Below are 21701 nucleotides of genomic sequence, written 5' to 3' on the forward strand. Positions count from 1 at the left end.
GGCACGGCCGCGGGGGCTGGTGGCCAATCGGCGGGGAGGGGGAGTGAACGGTTACCTATGTTGAGCGTCGCAGGTCTCTCCTCTAAACCCGTGGGGTCTCGCGCGGAGTCGTCCGTTAGCCGGCCCTCGTTAACAGCATAAGCCTGGGATCACGACCATGAAGCTTGGAGGCCCGCGGTCCTGTAATCAAGCATCTAAGCCCAACTCGGCGCTCCAAGCGACCGGCCGCAAGAAGCCGCGGCCATCGCCTGACTTTGACGTGTGCGCCGGGCATGGCGCGTTACTTCATAAATGCAAGTCCTATGGCCAGGTTTTCGCAGAGCCGAAGGCAAGGAGAAGGGCAAGTGCGTCGTCGTGAGGCGAGGTGCGGAGGAAGCCCAATCCAAAGCTGCGGGGCGATGAACAAAAACCGGATATGAGGCGTGATGCACCCGGGGCGAGCGGGCACGTGACCGCGAAGCCCTCCATCTGCGGCTGGGGTGCATTTTGTAAATCCGGCGCCTATGCAGCGAAGGTAACGAGTCTTACCCCGGGAGGTCTCCCCGGTGTGGTCACCCGCAAGGCCTCTGCCACGATCGCCTCCGGCGCGCTCAGCGCGTTCTGAACCGCCACCACCACCGCTCTTTGCTCGAAGCGCTCTTCACCCATTGGGTGATCCCCCTGTTTCGGCTGAAACCCCCATCACACCACGGTCTCGGCAGGTTTGGCGAGCGTCAACTGAGGAAACTAGGATTATAGCCATCGACCACCAAGCTGATCCGGCCGCAGAAGTCGAGCGCGATGTCGCGGTCCGCCGTCAGGCGACGGAGGGAGCCCAGACCTTCAGAGGATAAAATCTATTCGTCACCAGCACTAGTGCACCGTGCTATCAGCGCGATCGCCGCTCTTCCGCTTGTAATACGTACCGAACAAAGCATCACTATAAACAAACACAGCGCCGAAATTTCTATCTGGACGCTCGTGGTGACGCTCGTGGTGACGTTTCCAGACCGGGTACCAAGGCAATTGCGTTAGCCAAGTGTCAGCCTTTCCGTGATACGCGGCATGAAGCGAGGACCACAGTGCTGCATACAATATGCAACACATCAGCAGAGTAGCGACCCATGGCCAACCGAGCGGAATAGCTAACGCGAACAAGGGTGACGCCGTCAACACTACTGTGAGCGCACTAACCTCGATATTGATGTCGTTTCGCCCTCGGCGATGATGTTCAACGGCATGGTCTCGCCACCACGAACCCTTCCCGAGTCCCGGAACGTGCATCACCCAACGATGAGCGATGTACTCCGCCGCTGGGGCATACAGACCCAAGATCAGCAGTGCGATTACCCAAGTCATGCTCCGACCTCCCCATCTTCGGCTCTGCCAGCCCACGCCCAGGGTGGGTCGACCGGGCTTGCCATTCCAATAGACCCAACCTTGGCAACCGCACCATCAGCAGTCATGGCATACCCGACATCCTCAGCCAAGAGTGCCTTGTCGGAAGGCAACCACAACCCGACACAGCTGTCGGCCGTTCGCCTGCCGTGCAGCGGAATGGGCATCACTCGCGTAGCCCCATTACCCCAGACAAATAATTAATCGGCGCGTGGTCTGCAAGTGCGCGGGAGTAGACCGTTCCGCGCACTAGTGCGTAACGAAGGAATTCAACCTGCGCCTTTGCCTCATCTTCCAGCATAACCGCTTCGCTCGGTGCGCTCAGGAGCATTGTGCCGTTGCGATCGATGTAGGAGAGCTTGCCCACATGTGCGTAGCCCAGCGGTCCCTCGGGCGGCACCTGCGTCACCAGATCACAGCAATTCACGTAGCGCGTTGCGATACGTCCGTCCATCGTAGCGGCAAATGCAGCGTTCCCGACACGGGGTGAACCGAACGTGAACAAATGCGCCGACGGCACCCAGCTTGCCAGCAGCGTTGCAAGCGCGGCGCCGAGGCTATGCCCGGTGATCAGCACACGGTGATCCCGCGGTAAGGCATTCAGATACGCCATGACGCGGCCGAAGACCCCTTCTTGGTGTGCTGCCCGCGCGAAGCCCTCGTGCACCTTACCCAGCGCACCGCAGCCCTTTGCGTCGCACCACTGGGTCAGTAGGAATTCGGCATCGTCAAACAAATCCGACGGGTCGTTGGGCTCCGTCCCGCGAAACGCCACGACGGTAAAACCCCCACCCCGCGCGGTCGCGATAAATACTTGCGTGCCGTTGCGGCCATAGCCCAAAGCCTGTCCCTTGCTAAATCCGGCGCGGCCGAGGTACTCCGCTAGGCGCCCTTCTTCCTTGACGTAGGCTAGGCGTGACATTTCTGCGCACAGCGCAGTATCGTCTTGCGGCGTGCCGATCTGAAAGAAATCGTCCGCGTTGCCGGGGTGACAAAGCGCCTCCCGCGTCGCGTCGTACCTTATCCGGAATATCATCTGATGTGGTTATTCGGGAAGATAGCTCAATCTTTGGTGCCCACGGGTCCCTCTGGCCAGGACGCTTTCGCGAGCGCGTTGGGGCTTACGCCTCTCAACAGTCCGTTGTCTGGGCAACGGACTGTTGAGGAACTATTTCACAGAGCGAAAGTGCGATCAGGTTTGGCCTCGACTCTGCCGCTGCCAATGCTCCCCAGAATATGATCAATAATCGGGCTCGTCCTTCCCTTTATTTCTCCTCCCACGAGTGCAGCCTTGGCGTCGGTGTCACGTTGGTCCGTCAGGAAGTAGCCGTGACCGCCATCGCGGTCAAAATCGCTATTAAACACGTTGCAATCTATGCGGTATACATTCCCTGCAACCCTTTCTGGCCTATCCGGACCATTATCACCAAGCCTCGATGTGGTGACTCCGCGGAAGCGGTTAGCAAAGACGCTCTGCTCCATCCTTTTGTCATCGCCGGCGTAGTAGACTGACACATTACGGCAGGCCTTTGAAATATATTCTCCCGGTTGGTTCTCTTCGAGTGAATTACTCGGGATATCGGCTGCGATCAAGAAGGCGTTTTGGAATATGAACGGCACCCCGCCATTGCCAAAATTGGTCGCCCAATAGTGTAACGTGTTCATCGCAACCCGGTTTCCCATGGAGTGAGCCAAAAGATTCACCCTCTTAAGGCAGGGCGTATCCCTTTGAGCAGATTCTTGTTGCCATTCGATGAAACGAGATAACACTCGGGCAAAGACAATCCCGCTCATGTCGGCCGCGTCCTCGTCGCTCCAATACGCTTTTAGTTTATTTTCTTTACCTTCAATACATGGCCACACAACAGCGACCACTTCCACCGCATTGGGATCTTTGCTGTCCAGAAGCCGCTGTAACAGGTGACCCTTCCCAATGGCTGAATCGGGGGTGTTGTTGAAGCCATGCAGGTAAAGAAGAATGTTCTTCCTGTTGCTAGTCTTGAGCTGTTTTAGAAAGTTATCGCTCATTTTCTCGACGAAGGACGAGCCATGATCACTGGGAACACTTTCACAATAGAACAGGCTATTCGTAGCATCTGCCTCCCCATCAGCAAAACTCACGGGCCGGCCAACCGCAGAGATCAGCCCTTGGTCTGGCACACGATTCGTAACAAATAGCATGGGGTGTCCTTTCAATCAAAGAAGCAGCCGTGTGTCGGGTCCTTTGTACGGAGCCCTATGGGAGAGTGACATCCTGCAGCCGGCACAAAACTGTGAGTCCGGTCGGACGCCAGGAACTTCGGAAGCGCGATAATGTTAGAATACTGTCAAAAAACAAGGGAGTCAGGAATAGCAATGCGATAGAATATGTTTATGGGTTACTGATCGGACGGGACGGAAGGCACGGGGAGTGTGTCACTATAACAGAAATGTATCGAGAATTCGAACAGATCGGAACGGACCCCAGCCCTGCAGAACGAGTCTTGCAAGAGGCTCGGTCATTGCAGGACAGGCAGCCACCCCGTATCATGAAACACGCAAAGGCGCGGTCAGCTCGCCAGCCAAAGTTAGAGGCACCAGGGGTGGTGCTTGACCGAGGCACCAGAGCGACCCTGCCACGCTCTTTTCTTGGCATCGCGACGTCATTGTCAGCGATGCTTTTTTGCGCCCGAAAGCCGGGTTGCTTCACATTAACTTCGCAGGAAGACCATCCATGATAGAAAAAGTAGTTAAGAAGATTAGAGAGATTAGAGAGATAATCGATCATCCGACTAATCGAGAGCGACGGTTTGCCGGGTTGTTTCGTTACGTGCGATGGAATATCGGGCGGCGATTGTTGAACGAGGCCGACTACGCGATTCAGCTCGCTCCAGCCGTCCAGGTGATCGTGTCCAATCAGGAGAACTACGCAACCCTCGTCTACACCTGCAGGCTCTACGACTTTCAGGAGATGCAGTTCATCCTACATTACCTGCGGCCAGGAGATGTGTTCGGCGACTTCGGATCCAACGTTGGCGTCTATAGCGTTATCGCAGGTTCTACGGGTGCCAGCGTTCTCGCCGTCGAGCCTGTCCCTGACACCCATGCGCGCTTAATCCGGAACCTTCGCCTGAATAGCGTCCGAGGAAAGGCCGTGCGGTGCGGTCTTTCGGACTCCAAAGGCACGCTCCGCTTTACTTCACGCCTTGGGGGAATGAATCGCGTGGCAACGGCTCGAGATGTCGATGCCATCGAGGTCGAAGTGACTAATGCAGACGCGCTTGTCGCGGAGACTGGCCTGCAACCTGTGGTGATTAAGATCGACGTCGAGGGGTTTGAACTGCCTCTCCTGCGTGGCGCGTCAAGACTACTCCAGAATGCTGTGGCGATCATTATTGAGCTCAACGGTAGCGGTGCCATTTACGGGCGTACAGACAATGAAGTACACGAACTCCTCGTAGAAGCCGGATTTGGATGCTTTGAGTACGCAACCGAAACCCGCGACCTGAAGGCGCTCGACACCTACCGACGAGATCAATTTAATACACTGTATATTAAGCGCGATCGGGTCAATGCTGTGCGATCACGCATCCAGGAAGCAGTTGCAAAGCTGCATGAACAGCCCATTGACACACTCAATGAGGCCTAACGCCGCGGGCTTCGCCCGCTTCCGCGGGCCGGTTATGCCTTCGGCAACAGGGCGGCCTGTGCCGTGGCGGCGCGGCGACTGCGGCCGGCTGAGGGCGGGCTGCGAGCGTTGACCGCGGCTTGCCGGCGCGGCGATACTGCGCTGCAGCGGCCGCATCTGCAGCCCCTGGTGAGCGACCGTCGGAAAGGTGAGGACGATGACGAGTGCAGGAACGGATTTCCCTGCCGATGGCGGTGACGAGGCGCTGCGCGCGGCGCATGCGCTGGCCGGGGCCTTTCTGGATTCGCTGCCACAGCGACCGGTGAGCCGGGTGCCGACGCCGCAGGAAATGGCGCTGGCGCTCGACGAGGCGCTGCCCGAGACCGGCGGCGACCCGGCCGCTGTCGTCGGCGAGTGGTTCGCACGTGCCGAGCGCGGCATCACCGCTTCACCAGGGCCGCGCTTCTTCGGTTTCGTCAACGGCGGCGTGACGCCGGCCGCGCTCGCCGGCGACTGGCTGGCATCGGCGATCGACCAGAACGCCGGCCTGTGGGCCGGTAGCCCGGCGGCGGCGCAGACCGAACTCGTCGTCCTGCGCTGGTTGCGAGAGCTTTTCGGCCTGCCGGCTGCATGGGAAGGGGCGCTGACCAGCGGCGCGACGATGGCGAACCTCGTTGGGCTCGCCACGGCACGGCAATGGGCCGGCCGCCGGCTCGGCTTCGACGCGGCCGGCGACGGCCTCGCCGGGCGGCCGCCAATCGTCGTCGTCGCGAGCAGCGAGATCCATCTCAGCGCCGTCAAGTGCCTCGGTACGCTGGGTTTCGGTCGCAACCAGGTGCGCCGGGTGGCGGCCCGCTGCGGTGAGGTCGACCTGGTCGCACTGGCCGGGCTGCTGCGCGGCATCGATGGACCGGTGATCCTGATCGGCAATGCCGGCGAGGTGAACAGCGGCCATTTCGACGATCTGGCAGCGCTGGCCGACCTGCGCGACGGGCATCCGGGTGGCGCCTGGCTGCACGTGGACGCAGCCTTCGGGCTGTTCGCCGCGGTTTCGCCGCGGCTGGCGCATCTCGTCCGCGGCATCGAGCGCGCCGATTCGCTGGCGGCGGACGGGCACAAGTGGTTGAACGTCCCCTACGACTGCGGCTTCGCCTTCGTCCGTGACGGTGCCCTGCTGCGCGAGGCTTTCGCGGTCGGCGGCGCCTACGTTGCCGGCGGCGCGGGCTGGGATCCCTTCACCCATGTCCCCGAGATGTCGCGTCGCTTCCGCGGTCTTGCCGCGTGGTGTGCGCTCAAGGCCTACGGTCGCGCCGGCTATCGCGCGCTGGTCGAGCGCTGCGTCGACAATGCGGCCGCCTTTGCGCGCTGGGTCGAGGCGACGCCGGGTGTCGAGCTGATGAATCCGGCGCCGCTGAACATCGTCTGTTTCCGGTTCGTCGGCGCCGGGCTCGACGGCAGCGCCAACGATGAACTGAACCGGGCGGCGGTGCGGACGATCCAGGCCGATGGCCGTGCCTTCGTCACCGGCACCGTCTGGCAGGGCCGCGCCGCCATACGCGCCGCCTTCGACAACTGGCGGACGACGGCTGCCGATGTCGGGCTGCTGCAGGACGCGGTGGCGCAGGCCGGCGCCTCCCTGTCCGCCTGAGGTGGGTACCAGCCGGACCCTTCCGCCGCCGCTGCCTGCGTGCTATACAGTCGGCTTCCAACAACCGCGAACCAGGAGATCCTGATGAGAACGAAGACGAGCGCTCTTCTGCCGCTGGCGGCAGCACTGGCGAGTGCCGGCATCGTGCCGGTGGCCATGGCGGCGCCGGTGAGCTACGAGATGACGCTGAGCACGCATTCCGGCTTTGCCGGTGGCGGCGGCATGAGCGGCATGCTCGGCATGATGAGCGGACGTGGCGGCAGCGTCAGCCGGATGATGGACCTCCGCCTGACGAGCCCGGTTGACCTCGCCGGCGGGGCAGCCGCCGAGCACATCGTTCCCGAGGCGATGCGCATCGGCCCGGTACTGCCGCTGCGTGGCGAGCGGCGTGGCAAGGGCGAGGGCAGCGCGGCCGACGATCAGGGAGGCAAACTGCTCCTCTACTGGGGTTGCAGCGCCAGTGTGCCGGCGGGACAGCCGGAAGTCATCGACCTGCGCACGCTCGACAGCCGCGTCTCGCCGGAGGTGGCGGCGATGGCGCGCCACAGCCGGCAGGGCAAGGGCGGCGCCGATGGCGGCGAGAGCCTGCCGCCGCGCACGCTGTGGTGGCCGCAGGGAGATCCGTCGGGCGGTAGCGTGCCAGCCGATGCTTCGGCGGTCGGCGAGCATCTGGTGCGGACGAGCTTCATGCCGCAGGAGATCCGCTATGCGCTCGACCAGCAGATGGACTTTCTCGAACCGATGCACCTGCGTGCCGGCAGCGGCAGCCTGAGCGCGGCGATTCCCCTGCAGTGGGCGGCCCTCGCGCGTGCCCGTGGCTACAACCTGAACGCCGTCGGTGCCGCCAACGAGCGCGAGGTCATCATCTGGATGGCGTCGAGGAACCAGCCGCCGATGCTGCCGTCGAGCCAGAACACATGCACGATTCCGGCGGGCATCTTCGCGAAGACGCAGGGCGCCATGTTGATGGGCGAGGCGCTCGGTCCGACGCGCAGCTTCGCCCATCCGCCGCAGAAGGCGGGCGAGAGGAAACCGCCGATCTGGACTGCCCGCGTGCGGGTCAACAGCTTCGACGCGGCGCTGCTCGGCATGGGCGACATGGGGCGGGAGGCAGCGGGAGACGCGGCTGCCGATTCGCTGGTGCCGGGCGGCGCGACCATCATGAAGGGGCTCAAGGGCCTGTTCGGCAACTGAGTGCAGGAGCGGCGCGGCGCTGGCGGTAGCGCGCCACCTCCGCCCGCGGTCGCTGCCCCGGGCTGTTGCAGGAGTATCATCACGTCGTGCCGGCGACGGTCGGTACGGATGCCGCAAACACCCTTCTCTTGAGGTCCCAACATGAACCTGATCGCCTTCCAGCGGCTCGGCCGCGTTGCACACGTCTTCCTCGTCGTCCTGATCACCGGCCTTGCCGCCTCCTTTTCCGTCGCCGCCGCCGACCGCACCGCGCTCGAGCGGGACGCGCGGCAGGCCTACCAGAAACTGGTGGCACGAGTGCCGGCGGCGAAGGCTCTGGCGCGTGACGCGGTGGCCGTGCTCGTCTTTCCGAAGATCACCAAGGCCGGTTTCGTCGTCGGCGGGCAGTACGGGGAAGGCGTGCTGTTCCGCCGCGATGCCGTCGTCGGCCACTACAATACCGCCGGTGCCTCCTTCGGCCTGCAGGCCGGCGCCCAGGAGTACGGCTATGCGATGTTCTTCATGAACGAGCGGTCGCTGGCGGCGCTGACCGAGACAGACGGTTTCGAGGTCGGCGTCGGTCCGTCGGTGGTGATGGTCGACCAGGGAATGGGCAAGTCGCTGACGACGATGAACGCCAAGGAGGACATCTACGCCTTCGTCTTCGGCCAGAAGGGGCTGATGGCCGGCATCGGGCTGCAGGGCAACAAGATCACCCGGCTGAAGGACTGAGCGGCCGCAGCCGTGGCTGCAGGCGGGCGCAGCCTCGAGTGGTGGCCGATGGCGACCCGCAGTCGAACTGCTCGGGCGACGGGAAGTGCTCGGCGTAGCGGCTGATCCACTCGAGCGCCGCGCCGTCGCTGTCGAGCCGGCGGCCCTCGCGGTGCAGGACGTCGACGCGGTAGCGTTCGATCAGCGCGATCTGGGCGAGCATGCGGGCAGCAAAGGGATCGGTCGGTGGCATCTCTCGGGGTTTCCTTGTGGGCGGCTGCAGGTATCTCGAGCAAGGGCCGTGCCGGCCCGCATTGCGGACGAGAAAGCAAGATGAATCAGCGGGATGCGTGCGTCTGCCGGCGGTTCTGGCGGGCTGGTGTAAGTTTTGCCGACACCCTCCGGCAGTTCCCGGCCGGCGTGCTCCAGGCATCTGCCCATCGCCGGGCCGGCGGGCTGGTGGTGCTATAATCGCGCCTCCGTCTTCCGGGTGCAGCCGATGCTCATCACCCGTCGCCTCGAGTTCGACGCGGGCCACCGCATTCCCGACCACAGAAGCCAGTGCCGCCACCTGCACGGCCATCGCTACGCGCTCGAGATTACCCTTGCCGGCGACATCATCAGCCAGGCGGGCGACCCGGCCAATGGCATGGTGATGGACTTCTCGCAGGTGAAGGCGCTGGCCATGCAGCATCTGGTCGACGCCTGGGATCATGCCTTCCTGGTCTACCGCGGCGACCGGCCGGTGGTCGATTTTCTCGCTTCATTGCCCGAGCACCGGACGGTGGTTCTCGATTGCGTGCCGACGGCCGAGAATCTGGTGCGCACGGCGTTCGCGATTCTCGATCCGGTGTACCGCGACACCTACGGCAACCACCTGCGGCTCGAACGCCTGCGCCTCTATGAAACACCCAACTGCTGGGCCGAGGCCGTTCGCCCCTGATGTGTGGTGTCGCCGGCTGCCGCGCGGGAGGCGGGGCAGCGGCCGGCACGGCGGGCACGGGACGGCTTGAGCTACCGTTTCCTTTCCCTTGGCGATGCCGCGCTGACCATCGAGTTTGGTGATGCCATCGATCGCCGCCTGCTGGCAGAAGTCGCGGCGGCCGATCAGGCGCTGCTGCAGGCACTTGTGGACGGGCAGTTGCCCGGGGTCGTCGAGACGGTGCCGACCTTTCGTTCGCTGACGGTGATCTACGATCCATTGCGCAGCACGCGGACGCGAGTCGAAGCGGCGATCGACGCCGCGCTGCGGCAGGCTTCGCCGGTCGTCGTGGCGCAACAGCGGCGGGTCTGGCAGTTGCCGGTCTGCTACGGCGACCAGCTCGCCGAGTGCGGGCCGGATCTCGACGGGTTGGCGGCGGCCTGCGGCCTCAGCGCCGCCGAGGTGGTCCGCTTGCATGCCGGCGGTTGCTACGAGGTGTACATGCTGGGCTTCCTGCCGGGCTTCGCCTTCATGGGCGATCTGCCGCCGGCGCTGGCGTGCGCGCGTCGCAGCGAGCCGCGGACGCTGGTTCCCGCCGGCAGCGTGGCAACCGCCGGCAGGCTGACGGCGATCTATCCCTGGGAAAGTCCGGGCGGCTGGCAGCTGATCGGCGCCTGCCCGCTGCCGCTGTTCTCACCTTCGTGGACGCAGCCGGCGCTGCTGCAGGCCGGCGACCGGGTGCAGCTGCGCGCCATCGATGCCGGCGAGTTCGCCACGTTGCAGGCGGCGGCGCCAGCGCTGCGCAGAGCGACGGAGCCGCCGCTGGCTTTCCTGGCGGCGGCCGCCGAGTGAGCATGCGCGCCGTGCTCGAGGTGCTCAGCCCTGGGGCGATGGCATCGATACAGGATCGCGGGCGCTTTGGCTGGCGGCGGATCGGGGTGCCGCTCTCGGGGGCGCTCGAGCCCGGCTGGCTGCGCCTCGCCAACGCGCTGCTCGGCAACCCCGAGGATGCGCCGGCGATCGAGTTCCTCGCCGGCGGGCTGGCGGTGCGAGCGCCGCAACGGCCACTGCAGCTTGCCCTCGCCGGCCATTTCACGGCTGAACTGCGGTACGCAGGCGGTCGTCGTCGCATCGCTTCGTGGCGCAGTGTCTGCCTCGCGCCGGGCGACACGCTGCACTGTGGCAGCATCGCGGCAGGCCGCGTCGGCTACCTGGCGCTGGTCGGTCTGGCGGTGCGGCGGCATTTCGGCAGTGCATCGACCTACGCCCGAGCCGGCCTTGGCGGCGTCGACGGTCGCCTGCTGGCACCGGGTGTGCGGCTGTCGGTGGCGGCAGGCTGCAGCGCAGGGCGGATGCTGTGGCGTCCGCCGGCGGTCGACGACGCGGCGATCCGGGTCGTCGCGGGACCACAGGACGACTACTTCGATGCGCTGGCGATGCCGACCCTGGTCGGCGGGGCCTACCGCATCTCGCCAGCCGCCGATCGCATGGGCATCCGTCTCGACGGCCCGCTGCTCGGGCACCGTCCGGACAAGGGTGCGGAGATCGTTTCCGATGCGACGGTGCCGGGATCGATCCAGGTGCCGGGCAACGGGCAGCCGATCGTCCTGCTCGCCGATGGCCAGACCGCCGGCGGCTACCCGAAGATCGCCACCGTCATCAGCGCCGACCTGCCACGGCTGGCGGTCATGGCGCCGGGACGGACGGTCCGCTTCGCCGTCGTGTCGGTGGCGGCGGCCGAGCAGGCGGCGCGCGCGCGGCAAGCGGAACTGCAGGCGCTGCTCGCCGGCATCGGGCCGCTGTTCGAGCCTGGCGAGCACGATCCGCAGGCGGTCTACACCGCCAACCTGATCAGCGGCGTCGTCGATGCCACAGCCGCCGACGGCTCGCCGACGTCGGCCGACCGTTCGCCGGGCGGGCCATGATGGCGCAGGCGATCAACCTCAACGCCGACCTCGGCGAGAGCTTCGGTGCCTGGAGGATGGGCTGCGACACCGAGTTGCTGCCGATCGTTGCTACCGCCAGCATTGCCTGCGGTTTTCACGCCGGCGATCCGCTGGTGATGCGGCGGACACTGCGGCAGGCGCTGGCGGCGGGCGTCAGCATTGGCGCGCACCCGTCGTACCCCGACCTGCAGGGCTTCGGGCGGCGCGTGATGCGCCTGCCGGCCGACGAACTCGAGGCGCTGCTGATCTACCAGATCGGTGCCCTGGCCGGCATGGCGCGGGCGGAAGGTGCCCGCCTGACGCACGTCAAGCCGCACGGCGCGCTGAGCAACATGGCATGCGAGGAAGCAGAGATCGCGGCCTCCGTCGTCGCGGCGATCCGCTGTTTCGATCCGCAGCTGATCCTCCTCGCGCCGGCGCTGTCGCAGCTGGCGCTCGCCGGGGCGGCAGCCGGTCTGCGGGTGGCGAGCGAGATCTTCGGCGACCGGACGTATACGGATGCCGGCACCCTGCTGCCGCGCGGTCAGCCGGGTGCGCAACTTCATGCGGCCGCCGATTGCGCGGCGCATGTCCTGCGCATGCTCGACGCCGGCGGTATCGTCAGCATCCGTGGCCGGCGCATCGCGAGCGAGGTGCACAGCATCTGCGTACACGGCGATGGTGCGCAGGCGGTGGCTGCGGCAACCGCCATCCGCAGCGCGCTGCTCGCTGCCGGCATGCGGCTGCTGCCGCTGCCGCAGGTGCTGGCGTCGGCCGAGTCCGTTCCGCCGCCGGCGATGGTTTAGAATCACGGCAGCGATGCGGTGATGGGGGCGCCCGGAGCGGCTGCCGCGGTCGCCCGTCCCGTGGTACCACCGCGCGGGTTTGCCTGCGAAGAGCGGAAGGACGCCGATGCCTCACAGAATTCTCAAGGTCCCCGAGCGGGGAATGATCGAAGCCTACGAGCGATTGCTCGCGGCGCGCGGTTTCGAGGCGGATTCGGCGCAGCGGGCCGCCGCCGAGCGCCTGCAACGGCTCTATTACGAACTGCTGTCGTTCAAGGTCGGGCGCCGCAGCACGCTGCGGCGGTTCTTCTCGCCGCCACCGGTGCCGACGGGCGTCTACTTCTGGGGTGGTGTCGGTCGCGGCAAGAGTTTCCTGATGGATTGCTTTTTCGATGCCGTTCCCTATCGCCGCAAGCGGCGCATCCACTTCCATGCCTTCATGCATGGCGTGCATGGCCAGCTGAACGAGCTCAAGGGCGAGAGCGATCCTCTGCTGAAGGTTGCCGAACGCATCGCGACCGAGCTGCGGCTGCTCTGCTTCGATGAGTTCCACGTTTCCGACATCGCCGACGCGATGATCCTCGGCCGTCTGCTGGAGGCGCTGTTCGCGCACGGCGTGGTCTTCGTCATGACTTCGAATTACCCGCCGGATGGCCTCTATCCGAACGGGCTGCAGCGCGAGAACTTCCTGCCGACGATCGCGCTGATCAAATCGCGGCTCGATGTCCTGGTGATCGACGCCGGCATCGACTACCGGTTGCGCACGCTCGAGCAGGTGGAGATCTTCCACCACCCGGTGGATGCCGCCGCCGAGCTGAAGATGGCGGAGTACTTCAGCGCCATTGCCGGTGACGCCGGTACGCAGGGCGGCAGCATCGAGGTGCTCGGGCGCGACATCCCCACCTTGCGGCGCGGGAACGGCGTCATCTGGTTCGACTTCAAGTCGCTGTGCGGTGGACCGCGCTCGCAGAACGACTACCTCGAACTCGCCCGCGGCCATCACACGGTGCTGCTGTCGGCGATCCCGAAGATGTCGGCAAGCATGTCGTCCGAGGCGCGCCGTTTCACCTGGCTGGTCGACATCTTCTACGACCACAAGGTGAAGCTGATCGCGACCGCCGACTGTGGTCCGGATTCGCTGTACACCGAGGGAACGCAGGCGAGCGAGTTCTTCCGCACCGCCAGCCGGCTGACCGAGATGCGCTCACGCGACTACCTCGGGCTGCCGCACCTGTCGTGAGCCAGCGGCGCGCGTTCGCCACGCGCTGGCGGCCGCTGCTGTGGCTGCTCGTCCTGTTGCCGGCGCTGGCCGGCGCGCAGCAGGAGTTGGAGATCATCAGCCTGCGTCATCGTCCCCTCGATCAGGTGCTGCCCGCATTGCAGCCGCTGCTCGAAGCCGGCGGCACGCTTTCCGGGATGGGTGATCAATTGTTCCTGCGCGCGTCGCGCGCCAACCGCGAACAGATCAGGCAGGCGCTGGCAGCGATCGACACGCCGGCGCGGCGTCTGCTGATTCGCGTCAGCCAGGACCGCCAGGCAGTGCGCCGGGAGCAGGGCGGCGGAATCTCCGCGCAGGTGGTGTTCGACCGCCACGGACGGATCGTGCAGCCAGCGGCCGGCAGCGGCAGCGGCAGCACGCGCATCGAGGTCCGCGCGGGAGATTCCGTCGTGGTCGGCGAGGCCGGCGATTGGCGCGGCTCGGGCAGCAGTGGCAGCACGCAGGTTGTGCAGGTGATCGACGGTGGACGGGCGTTCATCCACGTCGGCCAGTCGTTGCCCGTGCCGCTGCGACAGCTCGTCGTCGGGCGGCATGGCGCCATTCTCAGCGAGACCGTCGTCCATCGCGATCTCGGGCAGGGCTTCTACGCGCAGCCAAGAGTGGTCGGCGAGCGGGTGACGCTGGAGATCAGTCCGCAGGCCGACCTGCCGGGACGGCGCGGCGACGGCAGCAGCGACACGCAACGCCTGACGACCACGGTTTCCGGTCGCCTCGGTGAGTGGATCGAACTCGGAGGCAGCAACCAGCAGGTGGATTTCGCGCGGCAGGGCAACCTGCACGGTGCCGTTGGCCAGGCGAGCGAGCGGCGCAGCGTCTGGCTGCAGGTCGAGGAGTTGCGTTGAAGCGCGGCTGCGAGTCGGTCTAGAACAGGTCGAGATCGACGCAGAGACGGTTGCAGCCGGAGTCGCGTGCGCTCGCCAGCAGGGACTCGAGGCGCTCGACCAGGGCTGGCTGGTCTTCGCCACCGTACTCGCTGACGCCGCCGCTGATCGTCATCCCGGCGTCGCCATCCTGCGCGCTGCCCACCTCGATCGTTTCGCGCAGGCGCTCGAGCCCGACCATGGCTTCGTTGACCCCGACGTTGGGCAGGATGACCAGGAATCTGTCGGCGCCATGGCGGCCGATCATGTCGAATTCCCGCAGGCTGCGGCAAAGCAGGCGTGCGGTGCGCTCCAGCACCCGCTCCTCGCCCTCGGTCTGGCAGCGGGTCGCGAAATGGTCGATGCCGATCAGCGCAACGGCGAATGGGGTGCCATAGCGTTGTGCGCGGCGACTTTCGTCGTCGAGCAGGATCTCGATGTAGCGCTGGGTGAAGACTCCGGTGTACGGGTCGTGTGCCGGCAGGTGGTGCCGGTCGCCGGCGATGCGGGCGCGTTGATGCCCGTCGGCGAGCAGCAGCAGGATGCGGCGCAGGCTGCCGTCGGCGGCAAAGACCGGAAAGGCGCTCGCGCGGCACCACATGACCGCGGCGGCGGCCCGCGTCCGGATGCCGACGGCCCGTTGATGAACCGGCCGCAGTGTCGCGCACACCTGCAATTCGGGACGCTCCTCGTCGCGCAACGGTCGCCCGTTCTCGTCGAACCACTCGGACGTGCCGTCGCCGATCAGCTCTTCGGCGCTGGCGTTGCGCTGGCGTGGCGTGCGGTCTCCGGCGAAGGCGATGAGCGCCACGCCGAGGCTGTCGAGCAGCACGGCGTAGCGCTCGATCTCGGCGTCATCGGCACGCAGATCGATGAGCGGCAGGCGCTGCAGGCTATCGGACATCGGCGGGCGGACGGGACGGTCAGCGGTATGTCCATGCTATAACAAAAATACCGTCCTGCGTCGGCGGCGGGCAGCCGGCGCTGCCCGCACTGGCGATCAGACCGCGGCCAGCGCCTGCTCGAGATCGGCGACGAGGTCGTCGATGTGTTCGATGCCGATCGACAGCCGGATCATTTCTTCCGACACCCCGGCCTTGGCCAGTTCGGCTGCGCCGAGCTGGCGGTGCGTCGTCGATGCCGGGTGGCAGGCGAGCGACTTGGCGTCGCCGATGTTGACCAGCCGCGTGAACAACTGCAATGCGTCCTGGAAACGGGCGCCGGCCACCGAGCCGCTGCAGTCGGTGCCCCTGACGCCGAAGGTGAGAATCCCGGAGGCCTTGCCGTCCATGTACTTGTCGACCAGCGGATGGTCGGGGTGATCGGCCAGGCCCGCGTAATTCACCCACGCGACCTTGGCGTGCGCGCGCAGGTAGGCCGCGACCTTCTCGGCGTTGCTGCAGATGCGGTCCATGCGCAGCGGCAGCGTCTCGAGACCCTGCAGGATGAGGAAACTGTTCAGCGGCGAGATGGCGGCTCCCATGTTGCGCAGCGGGACGACGCGCGCGCGGCCGATGAAGGCGGCCGGTCCGAGTGCCTCGGTATAGACGACGCCGTGGTAGGAGACGTCGGGCTCATTGAGACGCTTGAACTTCAGCTTGTGCTCGGCCCACGGGAAGCGGCCGCTGTCGACGATCATGCCGCCGATCGAATTGCCGTGTCCGCCGATGTACTTGGTCAGCGAGTGCACGACGATGTCGGCGCCGTGCTCGAAAGGGCGGCAGAGATAGGGCGAGGGGACCGTGTTGTCGACGATCAGTGGCACCCCGTGGCGATGCGCGATCTCGGCCAGCGGCTCGAAGTCGGTGATGTTGCCAAGCGGGTTGCCGACCGATTCGCAGTACAGCGCCTTGGTCCTGCCGTTGATCAGCCTCTCGAAACTCGCCGGGTCGGCGTGGTTGGCAAAGCGGACGTCGATGCCGTACTGCGGCAGGGTATGCGCGAACAGGTTGTAGGTGCCGCCGTAGAGTGTCGACGCGGAAACGATGTTGTCGCCGGCCTCGGCGATGGTCATGATGGCGTAGGTGATCGCCGCCTGTCCCGACGCCAGTGCCAGTCCGCCGATGCCGCCTTCCATTGCCGCCACCCGTTTCTCGAGGACGTCCTGCGTCGGGTTCATGATGCGCGTGTAGATGTTGCCGGCGACCTTGAGATCGAAGAGGTCGGCGCCGTGCTGGGTGCTGTCGAAGGAATAGGAAGTCGTCTGGTAGATCGGGACGGCGACGGCCTTGGTCGTCGGCTCGGGGCTGTAGCCGGCGTGGACGGCGAGGGTTTCGAGTTTCATGTGGAGTCTCCCGGGAAGGTAGGCGCGCTGCCTGAGTGGGCGAATCTTAGCATCCGGCTGCCGGCAGGCAAGCAGCTCTGTGCGTCTGGCGACGTTGGGCTATGCCGTGGGCTGCCGGGGAGGCTTGTCGCTCGCGTGCCGGGAGGCAGGCAGCGTCGTGCCGGATGGCCAAATGATCTATACTGCGCGGCCGGGGCGTCGTCGTCTCGTCTCCGCTTTCTCGTCGCGGGAGCCGCCATGCTGCCCTCTCTTGTGTTTCATCCCACGCGGGTACCGTCCGCGCTCATCGCACGTCGCCGTCGCGGACGTCTGGCGCGGGTGTCTCGTGCCCTGACTGGCGCGTTCTGGTTGTTGGCGATGCCGCCACCGGTACTGTCAGCGGATGCGCCGGTCGCCGCTGGGGATGGCATGGCTTCCGCGGCCACCCGGGATGCGCAGGGGCCCACCCAGACTGACCGCTTCTACTTCCAGACCAGCGTATACACCAAGCATTTCCATCCGGATGACGAGCACAACAATTCGCAAAAGCTCGTCTATGCCGAATGGCGGTTGCCTCACCGCTGGCTCGAGGGACAGGTGCTGGTTGGTGGTTCGTACTTCGACAATTCCTACCACCAGTCGTCGCAGTTCGTTTTTGCTGGCTTGCTCTGGAGACCCGTCGAATCAGTGCCGGAACTCTACCTGAAGGTGGCGGCCGGTGTCGTGCACGGGTACAGGGGGGAATACCAGGATAAGATCCCATTCAACGGTTCCGGTTATGCGCCGGCAATCCTGCCAGCGGTTGGTTACTGCTACCAGCGGCTGTGCAGCGAAATCGTCCTGTTTGGAACTGCCGGCGCGATGTTGACACTCGGTGTGACGCTGCCCTGACGGGGCGTATCGTTCTTCGTCCGGGCAGGGCGCCGTGGCCGGCGCGATGCGTGAAACGGGGCGTGACCGTTGCGAGCTAGGCGCCGGGATTTCGGCGGAGAGACCGCTTTCCTCTGGCGAGAAGCGCTGGCTTGACCGTTTCCCGGGTTGGGCGGGAAGCCCTCGCTGAACCGGCGGTCGGTCGCAATGGGGCGAAGATGTTGCAGCGCACGGTGACAGGAGCCGAAAGTGGACTAGAATCTGCCTGCAGGCACCAATGACAAGAGCGCGCCGCCAGTGTGCCGGCGGTAGACGCTCCGGAGGAGACGAGATGCCGGAGTTGGCTTCCGGGCAGGCGCTGGATACCTTTCCGCGCCTGCTGGTCGAGCATGCGCGGGTACGCGGCGGCAAGCCGGCGATGCGCGAGAAGGACCGGGGTATCTGGCAGTGCTGGACCTGGGCCGAGGTCGCCGAGGAGGTGCGCGCGCTGGCCAGTGGTCTCGCCGAGATGGGTTTCCGGCGCGGCGACAATCTGGCGATCGTCGGCGACAACCGGCCGCGCATGTACATGATGATGACCGCCGTCCAGTGTCTCGGCGGCGTGCCGGTGCCGCTCTACCAGGATGCGGTGGCGAGCGAGATGCTCTTCGCCCTGCTCGACGCCGAGGTGCGCTTCATCTTCGTCGAGGATCAGGAGCAGGTCGACAAGGTGCTCGAGATCCGAGAGCAGTTGCCGCTTCTCGAGCACCTCTTCTACGACGATGCGCGCGGCATGCGCCACTACACGTTGCCGTACATCCACGACATCCGCGAGTTGATGGCGATGGGCCGGATCCACGACCGCAACCATCCCGACCTGCTGGACGGCGAGGTCGCTGCCGGCGCCGCCGACGACGTCAGCGTCATGCTGTACACCTCGGGCACCACCGGCAAGCCGAAGGGGGTTCGCCTGACGCACGCGGCCTTCATCAGCGCCGCGCGTGGTGGGGCGGCATTCGATCATCTGGGCGCTGACGACGACATCCTGTCGTACCTGCCGATGGCGTGGGTCGGAGACCACCTGTTTTCCTTCGCGCAGGCGATGGTTGCCGGGTTCACGATCAATTGCCCGGAATCGGCCGAGACGGTGATGAACGATCTGCGCGAGATCGGTCCGACCTATTACTTCGCACCGCCACGGGTGTTCGAGAACCTGCTGACGCAGGTGATGATCCGCATGGAGGACGCCAGCCGCCTCAAGCAGAGGATGTTCCACTTCTTCATGGCCGTCGCCCGGCGCAGCGGCGCCGAGATTCTCGACCGCAAGCCGGTCGCGCCGCTCGACCGCGTCCTCTACGCGCTCGGCGACATGCTCGTCTATGGTCCGCTGAAGAACGTTCTCGGCATGAGCCGCATCCGCGTCGCCTATACGGCCGGTGCTGCGATCGGACCGGACCTGTTCCGCTTCTATCGCTCGATCGGCATCAACCTGAAGCAGCTCTATGGCCAGACCGAGACCTGCGCCTACGTCTGCCTGCAGCCAGACGGACAGATCAGGTTCGACAGCGTCGGCAAGCCGGCGCCGGGCGTCGAGGTGAAGATCGCCGACAACGGCGAGATCCTGGTGCGCGGTCCGATGTTGCTCAAGGAGTACTACAAGCGTCCCGACGCGATGGCCGAGGCGATCAATGCCGACGGCTACTTCATGACCGGCGACGCGGGTTTGTTCGATGCCGACGGCCACCTGAAGATCATCGATCGCGCGAAGGATGTCGGCAAGCTGGCCAACGGAGCGATGTACGCGCCGAACTACATCGAGAACAAGCTGAAGTTCTTTCCGCACATCAAGGAGGCAGTGGTCTTCGGCGACCGGCGCGAGATGGTCTGCGCCTTCATCAACATCGACATCGGTGCCGTCGGCAACTGGGCCGAGCGGCGCGGCCTTGCCTATTCGGGCTATACCGACCTGGCCGCCAAGGCGGAGGTCTATGGATTGATCCAGGAATGCATCGAGAAGGTGAACGCCGAACTCCTCGGCGAGGGGCCGCTTGCCGATTCGCAGGTGCACCGCTTCCTAATCCTGCACAAGGAACTCGACCCGGACGACGACGAGCTGACGCGGACGCGCAAGGTCCGCCGCAACTTCGTCGCCGAGAAGTACGCGCCGCTGATCGATGCCCTCTACTCGGGCCGCAGCAGCCAGTACATCGAGACCGCGGTCAAGTTCGAGGACGGGCGGCAGGGCAAGGTCGCCGCCGAACTGGCGATCCGCGAGCCGAAGACCTTCCCGATCGTACGGAGGGCCGCCTGATGAGCCGCGAGTTCGGCGACGCCATCCTCGACCTGCGCCACGTCTCGCTCGCCTTCGGCGGCGTCAAGGCGCTCACCGACATCTCCTTCGACGTCCGCGAACACGAGATCCGCGCCATCATCGGCCCGAACGGCGCGGGCAAGAGTTCGATGCTGAACGTCATCAACGGCGTCTATCGTCCGCAGCAGGGCGAGATCATCCTGCGCGGCCAGCGCTTCACGCGCATGAGCCCATACAAGGCGGCGCGTGCCGGCATCTCGCGCACCTTCCAGAACATCGCGCTGTTCAAGGGGATGAGCGTCATCGACAATCTGATGGCCGGGCGCAACCTGAAGATCCGCAGCAATCTGCTGCAGCAGGCTTTCTGGTGGGGGCCGGCCCGGCGCGAGGAACTGGCGCACCGGGCGAAGGTCGAGGAAGTGATCGATTTTCTCGAGATCCAGCACATCCGCCGGACACCGGTCGGGCGCCTGCCCTACGGTCTGCAGAAACGCGTCGATCTCGGCCGGGCGCTGGCGATGGAGCCGAACATCCTGCTCCTCGACGAGCCGATGGCCGGGATGAACGTCGAGGAGAAGCAGGACATGTGTCGCTTCATCCTCGACGTCAACGACCAGTTCGGCACGACGATCGTCCTCATCGAGCACGACATGGGCGTGGTGATGGACATCTCCGACCGGGTGGTGGTGCTCGACTACGGGCGCAAGATCGGCGACGGCATTCCCGACGACGTCCGCGCCAACCCCGATGTGATCAGCGCCTATCTGGGCGCCAGCCACTGAGGAGAGCAGCGCATGGGCTTCTTCATCGAAACCTTGATCGGCGGCCTGATGGCCGGCATGCTGTACTCGCTGGTGGCGCTGGGGTTCGTACTGATCTTCAAGGCGTCGGGCGTGTTCAACTTCGCGCAGGGGGCGATGGTCCTGTTTGCGGCGCTGGCGATGGCCCGCTTCGCGGCCTGGATCCCTGGCTGGCTCGGCATCGACAGCCTGTGGCTGGCGAACGGCATCGCCTTCGTGCTCAGCGGAGCGCTGATGTTCGTCGTCGCCTGGTTGATCGAGCGCCTGGTCTTGCGACATCTGGTCAATCAGGACGGCGCCACTCTGCTGATGGCCACGCTGGGGATCGCCTATGTCCTCGAGGGAATCGGCAGCAGCATCTTCGGCAGCGACATCTACAAGATCGACGTCGGCATGCCGAAGGAGCCGGTGATGATCCTCGAGGGGAGCTTCGAGGGTGGGCTGCTGATCAACAAGGAGGACTTCGTCGCCGCGCTGATTGCGGCCCTGCTCGTCGGCCTGCTCTCGCTGTTCTTCCAGAAGACCGCCACCGGCCGCGCCCTGCGGGCGGTCGCCGACGACCACCAGGCGGCGCAGTCGGTCGGCATACCGCTCAATCGCATCTGGGTCATCGTCTGGTGCGTCGCGGGACTGGTGGCGCTGGTTGCCGGCATCATCTGGGGATCGAAGCTCGGCGTCCAGTTCTCGCTGGCGACGGTGGCGCTGCGCGGCCTGCCGGTGGTGATACTCGGTGGCCTGACGTCGATCCCCGGAGCGATCATCGGTGGCCTCATCATCGGCGTCGGCGAGAAGCTCTCGGAAGTGTATCTCGGCCCGTTGATCGGCGATGGCATCGAGATCTGGTTCGCTTATCAGTTGGCGCTGCTCTTCCTGCTGTTCAGGCCGCAGGGGCTGTTCGGCGAGAAGATCATCGACCGCGTCTGACCGGGAGGCAAGAGCGTGCTATACAGGGAAAACGGGCAGTTCAAGACGTCCTACGCGGCCGACCAGCAGATCTTTCCGATCGCCCAGGACCGCTGGGCGATCCTCGCCATTCTCGCCTTCGCCTTCGTCGGCGTGCCGCTGTTGGTCGACGAGTACCTCTTCCGTGCCATCCTGATACCCTTCCTGATCCTCTCGCTGGCGGCACTCGGGGTCAACTGTTACGTCCCGCCCTATTCAAGCCTCTCCGTCCCGAGCTATTCCGGGGTG

The 21701-nt window shown here is 65.3% G+C and carries 20 protein-coding genes and 1 pseudogene; 15 read left to right on the forward strand and 6 right to left on the reverse strand.

The window, feature by feature from the left end; translation table 11 throughout:
• Nucleotides 1-852: 852 nt before the first annotated feature.
• The 3 genes from NFW30_RS20050 to NFW30_RS10155 all read right to left on the reverse strand — a co-directional run bounded on the left by NFW30_RS20050 (nucleotide 853) and on the right by NFW30_RS10155 (nucleotide 3558).
• Nucleotides 853-1338, reverse strand: a complete 486-nt coding sequence (locus tag NFW30_RS20050) for a sterol desaturase family protein (RefSeq protein WP_363322087.1) — start codon at nucleotides 1336-1338, stop codon at nucleotides 853-855.
• A 205-nt stretch (nucleotides 1339-1543) separates the two neighbouring features.
• The gene (locus tag NFW30_RS10150; protein ID WP_295354336.1) at nucleotides 1544-2413 is read right to left on the reverse strand and encodes a lipase family protein; all 870 of its coding nucleotides are present in this window, start codon (nucleotides 2411-2413) and stop codon (nucleotides 1544-1546) included.
• 137 nt (nucleotides 2414-2550) lie between these two features.
• Entirely contained in the window at nucleotides 2551-3558 is a 1008-nt protein-coding gene (locus NFW30_RS10155; RefSeq protein WP_295354334.1) for an alpha/beta hydrolase, read from the reverse strand.
• A gap of 532 nt (nucleotides 3559-4090) precedes the next feature.
• Here NFW30_RS10155 and NFW30_RS10160 point away from each other — a divergent pair.
• The 4 genes from NFW30_RS10160 to NFW30_RS10175 all read left to right on the forward strand — a co-directional run bounded on the left by NFW30_RS10160 (nucleotide 4091) and on the right by NFW30_RS10175 (nucleotide 8537).
• Nucleotides 4091-5005 carry an FkbM family methyltransferase gene (locus tag NFW30_RS10160; RefSeq protein ID WP_295354331.1) on the forward strand — a complete coding sequence of 305 codons (915 nt, stop codon included), beginning with the start codon at nucleotides 4091-4093 and terminating at the stop codon, nucleotides 5003-5005.
• Nucleotides 5006-5201: 196 nt separating this feature from the next.
• The gene (locus tag NFW30_RS10165) at nucleotides 5202-6632 is read left to right on the forward strand and encodes a pyridoxal-dependent decarboxylase (RefSeq protein WP_295372044.1); all 1431 of its coding nucleotides are present in this window, start codon (nucleotides 5202-5204) and stop codon (nucleotides 6630-6632) included.
• A gap of 84 nt (nucleotides 6633-6716) precedes the next feature.
• Nucleotides 6717-7826, forward strand: a complete 1110-nt coding sequence (locus tag NFW30_RS10170; RefSeq protein WP_295354325.1) for a hypothetical protein — start codon at nucleotides 6717-6719, stop codon at nucleotides 7824-7826.
• A gap of 141 nt (nucleotides 7827-7967) precedes the next feature.
• Entirely contained in the window at nucleotides 7968-8537 is a 570-nt protein-coding gene (locus tag NFW30_RS10175; RefSeq protein ID WP_295354322.1) for a lipid-binding SYLF domain-containing protein, read from the forward strand.
• Here NFW30_RS10175 and NFW30_RS10180 read toward each other — a convergent pair.
• Complete coding sequence (locus NFW30_RS10180; protein WP_295354319.1) at nucleotides 8518-8769, reverse strand: hypothetical protein; 252 nt, start codon at nucleotides 8767-8769, stop codon at nucleotides 8518-8520. The two genes, NFW30_RS10175 and NFW30_RS10180, sit on opposite strands and share 20 nt — an antisense overlap.
• Nucleotides 8770-9015: 246 nt before the next feature.
• Between NFW30_RS10180 and queD the strand changes: the two genes are divergently transcribed.
• The 6 genes from queD (at nucleotide 9016) to NFW30_RS10210 (ending at nucleotide 14269) form a co-directional block, all read left to right on the forward strand.
• Nucleotides 9016-9459 (forward strand): 6-carboxytetrahydropterin synthase QueD, encoded by a 444-nt coding sequence (queD, locus tag NFW30_RS10185; protein ID WP_295354316.1) that lies wholly within the window; start codon nucleotides 9016-9018, stop codon nucleotides 9457-9459.
• Between the two features lie 66 nt (nucleotides 9460-9525).
• Nucleotides 9526-10290 carry a 5-oxoprolinase subunit PxpB gene (pxpB, locus tag NFW30_RS10190; protein ID WP_295354313.1) on the forward strand — a complete coding sequence of 255 codons (765 nt, stop codon included), beginning with the start codon at nucleotides 9526-9528 and terminating at the stop codon, nucleotides 10288-10290.
• 2 nt (nucleotides 10291-10292) lie between these two features.
• Nucleotides 10293-11363, forward strand: coding sequence for a biotin-dependent carboxyltransferase family protein (locus NFW30_RS10195; protein WP_295354342.1), 1071 nt, complete (start codon nucleotides 10293-10295; stop codon nucleotides 11361-11363).
• A complete protein-coding gene (locus NFW30_RS10200) occupies nucleotides 11363-12169 on the forward strand; it encodes a 5-oxoprolinase subunit PxpA (RefSeq protein ID WP_295354339.1) in 807 nt (268 codons plus the stop codon). Before NFW30_RS10195 ends, NFW30_RS10200 begins: the two co-directional genes overlap by 1 nt.
• 106 nt (nucleotides 12170-12275) lie before the next feature.
• Nucleotides 12276-13388 carry a cell division protein ZapE gene (gene zapE, locus NFW30_RS10205; protein WP_295354310.1) on the forward strand — a complete coding sequence of 371 codons (1113 nt, stop codon included), beginning with the start codon at nucleotides 12276-12278 and terminating at the stop codon, nucleotides 13386-13388.
• Nucleotides 13385-14269 carry a hypothetical protein gene (locus NFW30_RS10210; protein WP_295354307.1) on the forward strand — a complete coding sequence of 295 codons (885 nt, stop codon included), beginning with the start codon at nucleotides 13385-13387 and terminating at the stop codon, nucleotides 14267-14269. Before zapE ends, NFW30_RS10210 begins: the two co-directional genes overlap by 4 nt.
• Nucleotides 14270-14288: 19 nt before the next feature.
• Here NFW30_RS10210 and NFW30_RS10215 read toward each other — a convergent pair whose 3' ends face one another.
• On the reverse strand, nucleotides 14289-15191 hold the full coding sequence (locus NFW30_RS10215; RefSeq protein WP_295354304.1) for a GGDEF domain-containing protein: 903 nt from the start codon (nucleotides 15189-15191) through the stop codon (nucleotides 14289-14291).
• Nucleotides 15192-15287: 96 nt separating this feature from the next.
• Entirely contained in the window at nucleotides 15288-16571 is a 1284-nt protein-coding gene (locus NFW30_RS10220) for an aminotransferase class I/II-fold pyridoxal phosphate-dependent enzyme (protein WP_295354301.1), read from the reverse strand.
• Between the two features lie 237 nt (nucleotides 16572-16808).
• On the opposite strand from NFW30_RS10220, the gene NFW30_RS10225 reads away from it, so the two are divergent.
• The 5 genes and pseudogenes from NFW30_RS10225 to NFW30_RS10245 all read left to right on the forward strand — a co-directional run.
• Nucleotides 16809-17441, forward strand: a complete 633-nt coding sequence (locus tag NFW30_RS10225) for a hypothetical protein (RefSeq protein ID WP_295354298.1) — start codon at nucleotides 16809-16811, stop codon at nucleotides 17439-17441.
• Between the two features lie 310 nt (nucleotides 17442-17751).
• Nucleotides 17752-19710 carry an AMP-binding protein gene (locus NFW30_RS10230; RefSeq protein WP_295354295.1) on the forward strand — a complete coding sequence of 653 codons (1959 nt, stop codon included), beginning with the start codon at nucleotides 17752-17754 and terminating at the stop codon, nucleotides 19708-19710.
• Nucleotides 19710-20492, forward strand: coding sequence for an ABC transporter ATP-binding protein (locus NFW30_RS10235; protein ID WP_295354292.1), 783 nt, complete (start codon nucleotides 19710-19712; stop codon nucleotides 20490-20492). Before NFW30_RS10230 ends, NFW30_RS10235 begins: the two co-directional genes overlap by 1 nt.
• A gap of 12 nt (nucleotides 20493-20504) precedes the next feature.
• Entirely contained in the window at nucleotides 20505-21434 is a 930-nt protein-coding gene (locus tag NFW30_RS10240; RefSeq protein WP_295354289.1) for a branched-chain amino acid ABC transporter permease, read from the forward strand.
• Between the two features lie 15 nt (nucleotides 21435-21449).
• Nucleotides 21450-21701 (forward strand): annotated as a pseudogene (locus tag NFW30_RS10245) (branched-chain amino acid ABC transporter permease); the annotation flags it as partial.

This window comes from Accumulibacter sp., assembly GCF_023806635.1.
Taxonomy (GTDB): Bacteria; Pseudomonadota; Gammaproteobacteria; order Burkholderiales; family Rhodocyclaceae; genus Accumulibacter.